13 protein-coding genes and 1 tRNA gene are annotated in these 13745 nt (G+C 68.5%); 11 read left to right on the top strand and 3 right to left on the bottom strand.

Going from position 1 to position 13745, the window contains the following annotated elements:
* The first annotated feature begins 17 nt into the window (after positions 1 to 17).
* Positions 18 to 692 (top strand): fasciclin domain-containing protein, encoded by a 675-nt coding sequence (locus H4281_RS23290; protein WP_182893053.1) that lies wholly within the window; start codon positions 18 to 20, stop codon positions 690 to 692.
* Positions 693 to 1330: 638 nt separating this feature from the next.
* Here the strand turns inward: H4281_RS23290 and H4281_RS23285 are convergent.
* Entirely contained in the window at positions 1331 to 1999 is a 669-nt protein-coding gene (locus H4281_RS23285) for a FadR/GntR family transcriptional regulator (RefSeq protein WP_182893052.1), read from the bottom strand.
* Between the two features lie 147 nt (positions 2000 to 2146).
* On the opposite strand from H4281_RS23285, the gene H4281_RS23280 reads away from it, so the two are divergent.
* From H4281_RS23280 to H4281_RS23265, 4 genes are all read left to right on the top strand, one after another.
* Positions 2147 to 3025, top strand: a complete 879-nt coding sequence (locus H4281_RS23280; RefSeq protein WP_182893051.1) for a fumarylacetoacetate hydrolase family protein — start codon at positions 2147 to 2149, stop codon at positions 3023 to 3025.
* Between the two features lie 19 nt (positions 3026 to 3044).
* Positions 3045 to 3806 carry an alpha/beta fold hydrolase gene (locus H4281_RS23275; protein WP_182893050.1) on the top strand — a complete coding sequence of 254 codons (762 nt, stop codon included), beginning with the start codon at positions 3045 to 3047 and terminating at the stop codon, positions 3804 to 3806.
* Positions 3807 to 3843: 37 nt separating this feature from the next.
* Entirely contained in the window at positions 3844 to 5082 is a 1239-nt protein-coding gene (locus H4281_RS23270; RefSeq protein ID WP_182893049.1) for a metal-dependent hydrolase family protein, read from the top strand.
* 92 nt (positions 5083 to 5174) lie between these two features.
* Entirely contained in the window at positions 5175 to 5576 is a 402-nt protein-coding gene (locus H4281_RS23265) for a DUF1636 family protein (RefSeq protein ID WP_182893048.1), read from the top strand.
* A gap of 301 nt (positions 5577 to 5877) precedes the next feature.
* On the opposite strand, the gene H4281_RS23260 is transcribed toward H4281_RS23265, so the two are convergent.
* Positions 5878 to 6162, bottom strand: coding sequence for a hypothetical protein (locus tag H4281_RS23260; RefSeq protein ID WP_182893047.1), 285 nt, complete (start codon positions 6160 to 6162; stop codon positions 5878 to 5880).
* Positions 6163 to 7035: 873 nt separating this feature from the next.
* Positions 7036 to 7109 (bottom strand) — tRNA-Leu (locus H4281_RS23255).
* 206 nt (positions 7110 to 7315) lie between these two features.
* On the opposite strand from H4281_RS23255, the gene H4281_RS23250 reads away from it, so the two are divergent.
* The 6 genes from H4281_RS23250 (at position 7316) to H4281_RS23225 (ending at position 13611) form a co-directional block, all read left to right on the top strand.
* On the top strand, positions 7316 to 7930 hold the full coding sequence (locus tag H4281_RS23250) for an ANTAR domain-containing response regulator (protein ID WP_009079762.1): 615 nt from the start codon (positions 7316 to 7318) through the stop codon (positions 7928 to 7930).
* A gap of 629 nt (positions 7931 to 8559) precedes the next feature.
* Entirely contained in the window at positions 8560 to 9735 is a 1176-nt protein-coding gene (locus H4281_RS23245) for a branched-chain amino acid ABC transporter substrate-binding protein (protein ID WP_182893467.1), read from the top strand.
* A gap of 94 nt (positions 9736 to 9829) precedes the next feature.
* Positions 9830 to 10843: a branched-chain amino acid ABC transporter permease gene (locus H4281_RS23240; RefSeq protein WP_182893046.1), complete on the top strand. Its 1014-nt coding sequence runs from the start codon at positions 9830 to 9832 to the stop codon at positions 10841 to 10843.
* Positions 10840 to 11985 carry a branched-chain amino acid ABC transporter permease gene (locus H4281_RS23235; protein ID WP_182893045.1) on the top strand — a complete coding sequence of 382 codons (1146 nt, stop codon included), beginning with the start codon at positions 10840 to 10842 and terminating at the stop codon, positions 11983 to 11985. Before H4281_RS23240 ends, H4281_RS23235 begins: the two co-directional genes overlap by 4 nt.
* Entirely contained in the window at positions 11982 to 12911 is a 930-nt protein-coding gene (locus tag H4281_RS23230; RefSeq protein ID WP_182893044.1) for an ABC transporter ATP-binding protein, read from the top strand. The genes H4281_RS23235 and H4281_RS23230 overlap by 4 nt, the downstream gene beginning before the upstream one ends.
* A complete protein-coding gene (locus tag H4281_RS23225) occupies positions 12898 to 13611 on the top strand; it encodes an ABC transporter ATP-binding protein (protein ID WP_116203489.1) in 714 nt (237 codons plus the stop codon). The genes H4281_RS23230 and H4281_RS23225 overlap by 14 nt, the downstream gene beginning before the upstream one ends.
* The last annotated feature ends 134 nt before the right edge of the window (positions 13612 to 13745 follow it).

The raw sequence follows: 13745 nt of genomic DNA, 5'->3' as shown, positions 1-13745 counted from the left end.
ACTAGGAGTGAATCATCGTGAACAAATTCCGCGTCGCGGGTGTCGGCCTTACCGCGGCCGCCGCGCTGACCCTGACCGCGTGCAGCGGCAGCGACAACTCGTCCGGGAGCGGCAATTCCAGCGCGCCCGCGCCGATGTCGAGCTCGATGTCCGCGCCGATGTCCAGCAGCGCGTCCTCCGGCGACGGCGTGACGACGAACGCCGACGTGTTCGGCCCGGCGTGCTCGAAGCTGCCGCAGGGCAACGCTCCCGGTTCGCTCGACTCGATGGGGCCGCAGCCGGTGGCCTCCGCGGCTTCGACGAACCCGTTGCTGACCAAGCTGGTCGCCGCGGTGAAGGCGACGAACCTGGTGGACACGCTCAACAGCCAGCAGGCGATCACCGTGTTCGCGCCCGCCGACTCCGCCTTCGCCGCGCTGGGCGACGCGAAGTTCGCCGAACTGGCCAAGAACCCGAACCAGCTGGCCCCGATTCTGCAGTACCACGTCTTGGGCAAGCGCTACGACGCGAAGGGCCTCGCCGCCGCCGGCGACGTGACCTCGCTCAACACCGCGGGCGGGCCGATCAAGATCGAAGGCTCCGGCGACAACATGACCGTCAACGGCGCGAAGATCCTGTGCGGCAACATCCCGACCAAGAACGCCACGGTGTTCGTGATCGACAAGGTGCTCACCCCCGGCGCCAACAAGTAGAACCGGATCCAGACTTCGGCCATTCCTTTGCGGGAGCCTGGAACAACGGCCGCCGCGGCTCCGTCGATCACCCGGAGCCGCGGCGGCCGTACTGCGCTCGCCGAACGCGAAATCCGTTATGGGTCAACACAGAATGACGGTGAGGTGCGTGAGATTCGCCGTCGGGGGACGCGACAGCCGCAGCGTCCCGCCGGCCGGTGCCCCAGCCGCCGCCGTGGCTGAGGAAGAACTGTGCCTGCGCCGCGCCAGTCGAAGTGTCGGGCAGTCCGAAACGGCCGGATCTTGCTGGTGGACAAGGGTTTCGCCGGGAAGATTTCAAACAGCAGCCACCGTGGCGAGGCTTGAACTCGAGTTGCTGGCGGTCGGTCGTGCCTGTTTCGGCAGAGCCGTCCGGCGGGCGGCGGCTTCGGGGCTGGGTGATGGCGGGTCGACGATGCCGAGGCGGCGGTGGGGAGATGAGGACGGCGTCCAAGCCGGGGCCGGGGATGAGGGAGACACCGGCGTGGGCGCGGACCATGGCCTGGGCGCAGCAGTAGCCGGTACTCAGGCGAGCCACACGGTGGTGTCCGGCGGGAGCAGCGTCTCGGTGCGGCAGCCCGCCGGCGAGCACAACGCGCGCGCCGGTGTTCCCCGCCGGTTCAGGGTCGGCCGAGAAGGCTGTCGGCGACGTGCTGGAGGTGCTGGCGCATGGCGGCGCCGGCGCCGTCTGGGTCGCGGTCTCGCAGGGCGGTCACGATGTCGGTGTGCTCGCGGTGGTAGCAGGCGCGCAGTTCGGGGGTGGACGTCCGGCGCTTGAGGTTGCCCCAGATGGGCAGGGCGCGGGCGGTGTTCATGACGTCGAACATGTTCATGAGCAGGCCGTTGTGGGCGGCGGTGGCGATGGCGCGGTGCAGGGTGGCGTCGGCGCGTTCGAAGCTTTCGAAGTCCGCGGCCTCGCCGCCCACGGCGAGGGAACGGGCGATGCGGTCGAGGTCGGCTTGCGTGGCCACGCGCGCGGCGAGAGTGGCTACTTGCGGTTCGAGCAGTTGCCGCACTTGCATGATTTCGGTGGGGCTGGTGTCGGCGGGGGCTCCGTCGACCTGGCCGGCAACCGCTTCGGTGAGGAAGGTGCCGCGGCCGACGTGGCGGACGACCAGTCCGTCGCGTTCCAGGGCTTCCAGGGCGCGGCGCACGGCGCTGCGGGGTGCGGAGAGTTGTTCGACGAGGGCGCGTTCGGTGGGAAGTTTCGCGCCGGGGCCGAGGCTGCCGTCGCGGGCGCCGTCGACAACGAAGGCGCGCAGCGAGTGCTCCACCGTGGTCGCCGTCATGGTCGCATCCTACCGCACGGCGACAAACCAATCTGAACCAATCGGGCCGATCGAGACCAGTTTCCGCGCAGGTGTCGACAACCGGGGGCGGCACGCGTACGGTCAGCTTGGTCAGATTTGGTGCTAATTGGTCATGATTGGTTCACAATGAAGCTGGTGACATTCTCGGCGGGCGCCGGTGACCGGGTCGGGCTGGTCGAGGCTGCCGCGGTGCGGGACGTGACAGGACTGCTTCCGGCCGGGACGGGCGTGCTGGAACTGGTCGAGCGGTGGGACGAGCTCGGCCCGGTACTGACGTCGCGGGCGGGCGGGCTGGAGCCGGTGCCGCTGGAGTCGGTGCGGTTGCGGGCGCCGATTCCGGTGCCGCGCCGCAATGTGTTCTGCGTGGGCAAGAACTACCGCGACCACGTGGCCGAGTTCGGCCGCAGCGGCTACGACACCCCGGGCCGGTCGGAGGCGCTGCCGGACAAGCCGATCCTGTTCTCCAAGGCCACCACGTCGGTGACCGGTCCGTTCGACGAGGTGTCCGCCCACCCCGGGGTGACCGCCGAGCTGGACTACGAGGGCGAACTCGGGGTGATCATCGGCCGGGGCGGACGCGGGATCTCCCGCGCGGACGCGTTCGAGCACGTGTGGGGCTACACGATCGTCAACGACGTGACCGCGCGGGATCTGCAGCGGGACCACAAGCAGTGGCTGCTGGGCAAGTCGCTGGACACGCACTGCCCGATGGGCCCGTACGCGGTCACCGCGGACGAGGTCCCGGATGTGACCGCGCTCGAGCTGGAGACCTCGGTCAACGGGGAGAGCCGGCAGCTGGCGCTGGTCAAGGACCTCATCTTCGACATCCCGGAGCTGATCGCGACGCTGTCGGCGGGGATCACGCTGCTGCCGGGCGACATCATCGCCACCGGCACGCCGGCCGGGGTCGGGATCGGGTTCGAGCCGCCGAAGTTCCTGCGCCGCGGGGACGTCGTCGAGGTGTCCGTCTCCGGTCTGGGCGCGCTGCGCAACCGGATCGCCTGAGCACGAAAGGAACGCGGACATGAAGATCAACGGCGCCGAACTGGCGGTCGAAGCCGAGGGCGCGGGACCGGCCGTGCTGATGGTGCACGGTTTGGGCGGCACCTCGAACTTCTATCAGGTGCAGGCGCAAGCGCTGGCCGAACGGTTCCGGGTGATCCGGGTCGATTCCGCCGGAGCCGGGCGGTCCGGACTGCGCGACGGGATCAGCATCGAGTCCCACGCCGACGACCTCGCGGCAGTGCTCGACGCCTTCGAGGCCGACGCGGCGGCAGTGGTCGCGCATTCGATGGGCACGCTCGTCGCCCGCGCCTTCGCGGCCCGGCATCCGCGGCGGGCGACGGCCCTGGCGCTGCTGGGCGCGGTCGCCGAACCGGCCGACGCGGGACGGCAAGCCCAGCGAGACCGCGCCGCTGTCCTGCGCGGCCAAGGCACCGCTGCCGTCGCGCCCGGCGTGGTGGCCAACGCACTGTCCGAAACAACGCGGCGGGACAAGCCCGAAGTCGCCGCGTTCGTGCGGGAACTGGTGATGCGCCAGGACCCTGAAGGCTACGCCCGCAATTGCGAAGCGCTCGCCGCCGCGACCGACCCGGGAGCGGTTCCCGCGGATCTGCCGCTGCTGCTGATCACCGGTTCCGACGACAAAGTCGGCCCGCCCGCGGTGAGCCAGGCGCTCGCTGCCGCGCACGGGGACGCCACCGTGTCGATCCTGCCCGGCGTCGGGCACTGGACGGCGCTGGAAGCCGCCGCCGACACCACCGATCAGCTCACGAAGTTCCTGTAACCGCAACGCTTCTGCGCCTCAATGCCGAGGAGTTCCCATGTCCGTTCCCGCCAGCAAGACTTTGTTCCGCGACGTGTCCGTCCTGGACTCCACCGGGGCCGACCCCTACCGCGGCGACGTGCTCGTCGACCACGACCGCATCGCCGCGGTCGGCGCCGTCGACCCCGCCGCGGCCGCCGGCGCCCGCGTGATCGACGGCCGCGGCCGCACCCTGATGTCCGGGCTGTGCGACGCCCACACCCACTTCACCTGGAACAACAGCGGCGACCTCGACGGTCTGGCCGCGCTTCCGGTCGAGGAGCACCTGCTGTTCGCGATCGAGTCCGCACGGTCCTACCTCGATTCCGGCTACACGATGTGCCTCGGCGCGGCCTCGGCCAAAGACCGCCTCGACGTCGTCTGCCGCGACGTCATCAACGCCGGCCGGTTCCCCGGCCCGCGCTACCTCGCCAACGGCCCGGAAATCGCGGTCACGGGCGGCGAACTGGTCAAGGGCATCACCTGGTTCGCCGACGGTCCCGAGGAAATGCGCAAGGCCGTGCGCCGTCTCATCGAAATCGGGGTCGACCAGATCAAGCTTTCCATGACCGGCGAAGAGATCACCGGCACCCAGCGCGCCGAGGACACCTACATGTCCGACGAGGAAGTCGCGGCCGCGGTCACCGAGGCGCACCGCCGCGGCAAGCGGGTCTGCGCGCACGCCCGCAGCGCCGAAAGCGTCAAGATGTGCGTCCGCCACGGCGTCGACATCGTCTACCACGCCAGCTTCACCGACGAAGAAGGCATGGACCTGCTCGAATCCGCGAAGGACTGGATCTTCGTCGCGCCCGGCGTGAACTGGCTCGTGGCCACTCTCTACGAAGCAGCCGACTTCGGCTACCCGCAGGAAGCCGCCGAAGCCGCCGGCTACAAGCGCGAGCTGGAGACGGCGACCGCGGCCATGATCGAGATGCACCGCCGCGGGATCCGGGTGCTGCCCGGCGGCGACTACGGCTTCGCCTGGACCCCGCACGGCACCTACGCCCGCGACCTGCAGCACTTCGTCGAACGTTTCGAGTTCACCCCGATGGAAGCCATCCTCGCCGCGACCGCGCAAGGCGGCGAGATCATGCTCCGTCCCGACGAACTCGGCAAGGTCCAGCCCGGCTACCTCGCCGACCTGCTGCTCGTCGACGGCGACCCGCTCGCCGACATCACCGTCCTGCAAGACAAAGGGAAACTCCACGCCATCATGAAGGACGGCAAGTTCCACAAGGAAACCGCCGACCGGCCATGACCCGTCCTCCGGGACGGGCGGCCTGCCACCACCCGCGGCCACGCCCGCCCGTCCCGGCGCCGTCCCCGCACTCAGCCCGCGCCGAGGTATCCGTGACACTGCTCGTCTGCGCCACCTGCCCCCGCTACGACCCCCAGCACAGCGGCGAATTCAGCCACGCCCTCACCGCCGCCATCGCCGAGCACCTCGGCGGCGACAAGGTCGGCATCCGCCACGTCCAATGCCTCGGCGGCTGCCCGCGCGACGGCGTCGTCGCGCTCGACGGCCCCGGCAAGGCACGAGTCCGCTTCTCCCGGCTCACCGTCGACGACACCGACGCCATCCTGCGGGCCGCTCACGCCCACGACGCCTGCTTCACCGGCGTCCCCGGCGACTGGGAAATCCCCGGCACGCTGGCCGGACGGGTCAGCTCGATCACCCTCAAACGCACCGCGCACACCCCCTTCGGCGCGCCGGGCGGCGGGCAGGCTGGCCAGGGCCGGGCACCGCTCTGAGGGGAGCCTGTCCGAGTCTTCGGAACCGCCGGGCTCGACGTCCTTGACGATCGCGACGATGGTCCGATCGGCTCCGTCCTCGACTGGGCAGCCGGTGCCTGTCCGGTCACTGGACGGGACACTTCTCCGACCACGCCGCGATCGAGATCCATGGCCGGACGAAACCGGTCGATCGGACTGACGCGGATCGGCCGGCAGTGACAACCTGTCGCGATTCCTGCTCGACCCCCACCTGGCGGTCATTGATGAGCAAGTGTCAGCTCTTGCCCAGCCTTGTGCACCTGCCGTTTATGCCGGGGTGTCACATCGGGCCAGGGTCGACGGATTCGTTGCGGCGGGCGGGAGAGGAAGATGTCGTTGGCGACCAGGTGGCGCGTTTCCTCGGCGAGTTGCCCGATGAGGCCAGGGCAGCCACGGAAGGAAACGGTGGATTGAGCGCGACCCGCACCTCGCCAAACCGGCCGAAGTACGCGCCGAGAACTTCATCGTCGCGAGCCCGGCGGTCGTCGATTTCGTGACGCCGTCGTCTTGATTTCAGTCGGGTGACGTGGCGCTCGATGCTGTTGCACTGCTTGTGCCGTGGCACGACTTGCAGGTCAGTTATGTCGTCGAGTCGGTCGGGGGTCGCAGCATGACAAGGTTGCGGTTCTGGGGAATTCTGCTCATCGCAGCCTTGGCGGTGGCCGGGTGCGGTGGTGCGCCGGCGGCACCCTCTTCGTCGATACCGGCGAATCCGCCCGCCGCAACCAGCGTCGTGCCCTCTCCGGGGTCGTCCGGCCCAGCGGCGACAACGACGATGCCTCCGGTGCCGGCAAGTACCTCGGCGAGGGTGCCGGGCGCGCGAGCCCCATCGGCTGCCAAAGCGGCGCCGACGCGAAAGACTCCGCCGCGAAAGCCTCCCCAGTACGGCTACCAATGCAGGGACGGCGACGAGCTGAAATACGACGTGTGCGCGGGGCACAAGGCGTGGGTAGACGGTCAGCGCGAGTTCAGCGATTGCTTGGACAGCGGAGGAAACTGGGACATCGACAAGCAACGTTGCGTGCATTCTTGACGAGGATTGTGCTGGGAAATCGGTGCAGGAGAGCAGTCTGTGCCGGCGAGGCGGCGACCGCGCGGACTGGACGCGTCGGGGCGCCGCCTCGATTCAGCCCCACTTGTCCCCGCGTCAGATGCCGCTCCGGTCGGCCTTCCCGCCCGGTGCCGGGTTGTGTGCGTGCTGCTCGGCGGCCCCAGCCCTCGCGTGCGATGCAGGAGCAGCTGTTCGTCCTGGTTGGGGTGCTGCGTTCCCGTCGGGAGCAGCGGGCCTAATGCGTCGGCAGCGCTCGAGAAGGCGGTAACTCCTGCCGGTGCCCTGAGGATTCGAACTCAGGCCGTCCGACCTGCGGGAACAGGAATCGGCCGGCTGGGCTGCCACTGACGGCAAGCCGCTGAGCAGCGGAAACAGCGAGATTCTGGGTGCCCCCGGTGAGATTCGAACTCACACTGGACGGGTTTTGAATCCGTTGCCTCTGCCAGTTGGGCTACGGGGGCGCAGTGCCGGGAACTTTACGGGACCCGCCCTCCCCGCCGGCGACCGGGTCCGGTGATCGACGGTGATCGACTTGGGGCCGGGGCTGGGTGTCGCCCGCCACTTCGTGGTGAACGCCATCGTGGGATCTGGATCGGTCCCGGTACGCTGGGCTCTCGCGGGTGACCGCGTGTCGAAGACGTCCCGCCGAGCCTTCAGGAGGACACCGGTGACCGAACAGGCTGCCGAGTCGAACGGCGCCGCCGCCGGCGTGCCGCAGCGACGGGTGCTCGTCGCGGAAGACGAGGCGCTCATCCGGCTCGACCTGGTGGAAATGCTGCGCGAAGAGGGCTACGAGGTGGTCGGCGAGGCCGGCGACGGCGAGGAGGCCATCGCGCTGGCCACCGACCTCAAGCCGGACCTCGTGATCCTCGACGTCAAGATGCCGAAGCTCGACGGCATCGAGGCGGCCGCGCGGATCACCGGCGACCGGATCGCGCCGGTCGTCATTCTCACCGCGTTCAGCCAGCGCGACCTCGTCGAACGGGCCCGCGACGCGGGCACCATGGCCTATCTGGTGAAGCCGTTCGCCAAACGCGACCTCGTGCCCGCCATCGAGCTGGCCGTCAGCCGGTTCTCCGAGCTGCAGGCCCTCGAGGCCGAGGTCGCCGGGCTCACCGACCGGCTCGAGACCCGCAAGGTCATCGACCGGGCGAAGGGCCTGCTGATGAGCCGCCAGGGGCTCACCGAACCGGACGCGTTCCGCTGGATCCAGCGCACCGCGATGGACCGGCGCACCACGATGAAGGCCGTCGCCGAGGCGGTCGTGGAAAGCATCGGCTGAGCAACCGGCAAGCATCCGGGAAGCGGGCGTGACCAGGGGGTCGCGCCCGCTTTTTCGTTGCCCGGCACTTCGGGAACGCCGGAAATCGTGTCGGAGAGTCACCGCCTGGCCCCGGAGTGCGCTCCCGGCCAGCGGGACTCCGTCCGGTTCGCCGCGTCTGTCCCTCGTCGCCGGGTCGCGCCGAAACCTGGCTGCCGACCAGGGAAAACCCTTGTGCGGCACCGAAGCCGGACCCACCCGTGCGGGTTGATCTGCCCTGCGCGAAAGGGCAAGGTTGCTACCTTGGAGGCCGGGGGATCGTGGTGTCGGTCACGATGACGGAGGGGATGTTCCTAGACTGCCCCCATCGATCGGACGTCAGGTCAAGGTCCTTTCGAGGGGTGCTCGGACACGAAGAGTCATTCACTCGGTCGTTGCAATAAGACGATCGAGTGTAAATCGTCCGTTAATTCTCGTGACGACCGTCACGATGTGGATACAAGACTCGCTGTGACTCTGTGCAACACCTCACCCGGCGGCTACGTTCAGCGCCCAGTCGAAGTCCCACGCAGGGACCCGCCGTTCCGCAGGAGCGTGGCGGGTGGCATTTGGAGGAACGAGTGCAGAGAGCACGACTCACTAAGGTCATCGTGCTGGCCGCGGCGGGAGTCATCTCCCTTGGCGCCTGCTCGGCGCGGACCGGCGGTGACTCGGGTGGCGACAGCGGCGCGCCGCAGGCCGCGGCCCCGTCGGCGGCGGCGAACGCGGCGGACCCGGCGGGAGACGGCAAGGCGCAGTGCGCGCCGACCTCGATCGCCTACGCCGGCACGATCAACGGCGCGAACGCGGCCCTTGGCCAGAACATCCTCAAGGGCGCGAAGCTGGCGGTCGACCAGCACAACAAGGCCAACCCGGGCTGCCAGGTCAAGCTCGCGGAGTTCGACACCGAGGGCACCCCGGACAAGGCGCCGGGCATCGTGACCCAGATCGTCAACACCCCGGGCATCATCGGCGTCATCGGCCTCCCGTTCTCGGGCGAGTCGAAGGCCGCGGGCAACATCTTCAACTCCGCGGGCCTGGTCGCGGTGACCCCGTCGGCGACGAACCCGTCGCTCGCCCAGAACGGCTGGAAGACCTTCTTCCGCGCGCTGGGCAACGACAACGCGCAGGGCCCGGCCGCCGCGAAGTTCATCACCGGCGAGCTCAAGGCCAGCAAGGTCTGCGTGATCGAGGACGACTCCGAGTACGGCACCGGTCTCGCCGCCTCGACCGTCAAGGCGCTCGGCGACAAGGCGAGCTGCCAGGACAAGGTCAAGACGAAGCAGACCGACTTCTCCGCGGTGGTCAACAAGATCAAGGGCGAGAAGCCGGACGCGATCTTCTACTCGGGCTACTACCAGGAAGCCGCTCCGTTCGCGCAGCAGCTGAACGACGCGGGCGTCAAGGCCAAGTTCGTCGGCCCGGACGGCGTGAAGGACGACCTGTTCGTGAAGGGCGCCGGCGACGCCGCGGCCAACGCGTACTTCACCTGCCCGTGTGTCCCGGCTGACCAGTTCACCAAGTTCACCGACGCCTACAAGGCCGCGACCGGCGTCGACCCGGGCACCTACTCGCCCGAGGCCTACGACGTCGCGACGATCCTGCTGAAGGGGATCGACGCCGGCAAGAAGGACCGCGCCGGCCTGCTGGACTTCGTGAAGACCTACGACGGCCAGGGCATCACGAAGCACTTCAAGTGGGACGACCACGGCGAGCTCGCCGCGACCACCGTGTGGACCTACAAGGTGGACAACGGAAAGATCGTCCGCAACACCGAGATCAAGTAGCTCACCGCTTTCGGTTCCAGTACCGGGGTGCGGGCCAGGCGGCACGATCCCGCCTCGCCCGCACCCCGGACCCACATGGAGAACTAGTGTGTCGATGACCCCTGACCTCAGCTCGCTCGTCCTCGCGCAGGGCGGCGGCAGCTGGATCACCTTCGACGTGAATTCGTTCCTGAACCAGTTCTGGGACAACACGATCGACGGTCTTTCCTACGGCAGCATCTACGCGCTCGTGGCGCTGGGCTACACCCTCGTCTACGGCGTGCTCAAACTCATCAACTTCGCCCACTCCGAGGTGTTCATCTACGGCGCCTTCGCGACGTGGTTCACCTTCTACGGCCTGGGTTTCCGCCCCGGCGCGACCCCCGACCTGCCGATCTTCGAACTGATCGGCTTCCTGCTGCTCGCGCTCATCGCGTCGATGGCGGTGTCCGGCGGCACCGCGGTCGTGCTGGAACGCGTGGCCTACCGGCCGCTGCGCAAACGCAAGGCCCCCCGGCTGGTCTTCCTGATCACCGCGATCGGCGCGTCCTTCGTGCTGCAGCAGATCCTGTTCATCTGGCGCGGCGGCAACCCGGAGAACAGCATCCGGCTGCTGCGCAACGACGAGGTGTTCACGATCTTCGGCGGCAGCGTCACGATCGTCACCATCATCACCGTGGTGGCCTCGATCCTGCTGATGGTCGGCACGGACATGTTCGTCAACCGCACCAAGTTCGGCCGCGGCATCCGCGCGGTCGCGCAGGACCCGGACACCGCGACGCTGATGGGCGTCAACAAGGAACGCGTCATCACCCTGACGTTCCTCATCGGCGGCCTGCTGGCCGGCGCGGCGGCGCTGTTCTACATGATGAAGATCCCGCAGGGCGCCTCCTACCAGGGCGGCTTCATCCTCGGCATCAAGGCGTTCACCGCCGCGGTGCTCGGCGGCATCGGCAACCTGCGCGGCGCGCTGCTGGGCGGCCTGCTGCTCGGGGTCGTGGAGAACTACGGGCAGTCGCTGTTCGGCGGGGAATGGCGCGACGTCGTCGCGTTCGTCCTGCTCGTGCTGATCCTGATGTTCCGCCCGACCGGCATTCTCGGCGAATCGCTCGGAAAGGCACGGGTATGACGACGACTACGACGCCGCCCGCCGCGCCGGCGAAGGCGCGCCGCCGCCCGCTCTCGGAATGGTGGAACCGGCTCTCCCGGGTCCAGCAGTGGGGGGTGCTCATCCCGCTGGTGGCGCTGGTCTACCTGCTGCCGGTGCTGAACCCGCCGCTGATCACCACCCAGCCCGGGTACGACTTCCCGATCGCGATGTTCGAGGTGGCCCGCTACGCGCTGGTCGCCATCGGCCTCAACATCGTGGTCGGCCAAGCGGGTCTGCTCGACCTCGGCTACGTCGGGTTCTTCGCGATCGGCGCCTACGTGATGGCGCTGTTCACGAGCCCGGACTCGTCCTTGGCGAAGCTGCCGTTCCTCGTCGTGCTGCCGATCGCGATGGTGGTCACGATGATCTTCGGGGTGATCCTGGGGACGCCGACGCTGCGGTTGCGCGGCGACTACCTGGCGATCGTCACGCTGGGCTTCGGCGAGATCGTGCGGCTGCTGGCCGACAACATCGACCCGCTGCGCGGCAACCGCGGTTTCCAGGGCGTCGGGCATCCGCCGGGCACGAAGGCCGACGGCAGCCCGCTCTTCAACAACACCGACGGCATCCCGTGGTACTGGCTCTGCGTCACGATCATCATCGTGATCCTGTTCGTGGTCGGGAACCTGGAGCGCAGCCGCGTCGGCCGCGCGTGGGTCGCGATCCGCGACGACGAGGACGCGGCCGAGATCATGGGCGTGCCGACGTTCAAGTTCAAGATCTGGGCGTTCGTCGGCGGCGCCGCGGTCGGCGGTCTCTCCGGGGCGCTGTACGCGGGGCAATTGGGCTTCGTGAACAACCAGAAGTTCGACGTGGTCACGTCGATGCTGTTCCTGGCCGCGGTCATTCTCGGCGGCGCGGGCAACAAGGTCGGCGTGCTGCTGGGCGCGATCGTGGTGGCGTACGTGCCGCTGCGGTTCCAGGCGATCGCGGAGTACAAGTACCTGATCTTCGGCTTGGCGCTGATCGTCCTGATGATCTTTCGCCCGCAGGGCCTGCTCGGCGCGCGGCAGCGGCTGCTCGCCTACGGCAGGCAGGCGTACCAGCGGCTGCTCGGCAAGGGCGAACAGGTCAGCAGCGACGGTTCGCTGGCCACCGACAACCAGGGGGAGAGGGCATGACGGTCCCTGGCAACGGAAACGGGCCCGAGGTCCCGGCCGAGGGCGGCCTCGTGGCCGAGGTCGCGAACATGACCGCCGAGGAGCTCGCCGAGCACGAGGCCGAGGTCGCCGAGGTCGTCGCGCCGGACCGGGAGATCCAGGCCGACTACGGGCAGACGCTGCTCAAGGTCGACGACGTCACCGTCCGCTTCGGCGGGCTGGTCGCGCTGGACTCGGTGTCCTTCGAGATCCGGCGCGGCGAGATCCTGGGCCTGATCGGGCCGAACGGCGCGGGCAAGACGACCTGCTTCAACGCGATGACCGGCGTCTACCGGCCGTCGTCGGGGCAGGTGCTGCTCGAGGACAAGCCGCTCGGCAAGACGTCGCGGCACGGGATCACGCAGCTCGGCATCGCGCGGACGTTCCAGAACATCCGGCTGTTCTCCGAGATGACCGCGCTGGAGAACGTGGTCGTCGGCACCGACGCGCGGCACAAGACGAGCCTGCTCGGCGCGCTCCTGCGAGTCCCGCGGCACCACCGCGAGGAGAAGCAGGCGATCGAGAAGGCCATGGCGCTGCTGGAATTCGTCGGCATCGCCGACCGGGCCGCGGACCGCGCGAAGAACCTGCCCTACGGTTACCAGCGGCGGCTGGAGATCGCGCGGGCGCTCGCCACCGAGCCGAAGCTGCTGTGCCTCGACGAGCCTGCCGCCGGGTTCAACCCGGCGGAGAAGGAAGAGCTCATGGGGCTGATCCGGACGATCCGCGACGACGGCTACACCGTCCTGCTGATCGAACACGACATGAAGCTCGTCATGGGCGTCACCGACCGGATCGTGGTGCTGGAGTTCGGCAAGAAGATCGCCGACGGGCTGCCTTCCGAAATCCGGGAGAACCCCGCCGTGATCGCCGCTTACCTGGGAGTTCCCGACGATGACGTTGCTTGAGCTATCCGACGTTTCCGTTCACTACGGACGGATCCAGGCAGTGTCCGGGCTGTCGATCACGGTCAACGAGGGCGAGATCGTCACCCTCATCGGGGCGAACGGCGCCGGCAAGTCGACCACGATGCGGGCGATTTCCGGGATCCGGCCCATTTCTGGCGGGGCTATCCGGTTTGACGGCGAGGACATTTCGCGGCTGCGCGGGGATTTGCGGGTGGTTCGCGGGATTTCGCAGGCGCCGGAGGGCCGGGGGATTTTCCCCGGCATGACGGTGCTGGAGAATCTGGACATGGGCGCTTATGCGCGCAAGGACCGGAAGAATCTGCAGCCTGACTTCGACCGGGTGTTCGAGTTGTTTCCGCGGCTGGCTGAGCGGAAGACTCAGGTCGGCGGGACGATGTCCGGGGGTGAGCAGCAGATGCTTGCCATCGGGCGGGCGTTGATGGCCAAGCCTCGGCTGTTGTTGCTGGACGAGCCTTCGATGGGGTTGGCGCCGCAGTTCATTCAGCAGATTTTCCGGATTATCACGGAGATCAACCGGCAGGGGACGACCGTGCTGCTGGTCGAGCAGAACGCGCAGCAGGCGTTGTCCCGGGCGCATCGGGCTTATGTGCTGGAGACTGGGCAGATCACCAAGACTGGTACTGGGCAGGAATTGCTGGCCGATACCAGTATCAAGGAGGCTTATCTCGGGGTTGGGTGAGGTCTGTCTTCCCGGTCGCGGCTCGTCGCCTGGCGGCGACATTGCCGTCGGGTGGTGAGACGGGCACCCCGATTTTTGAGTGTGACTACGGCGCGGGGGGGAGAGGGGCGGGGGGGGGAAAGGGGGACGGCCTG

Origin of the sequence: Amycolatopsis dendrobii, from assembly GCF_014145675.1 — a bacterium.
GTDB classification, from domain to species: domain Bacteria; phylum Actinomycetota; class Actinomycetes; order Mycobacteriales; family Pseudonocardiaceae; genus Amycolatopsis; species Amycolatopsis dendrobii.
This window is presented reverse-complemented; position numbering and strand designations above follow the sequence as displayed.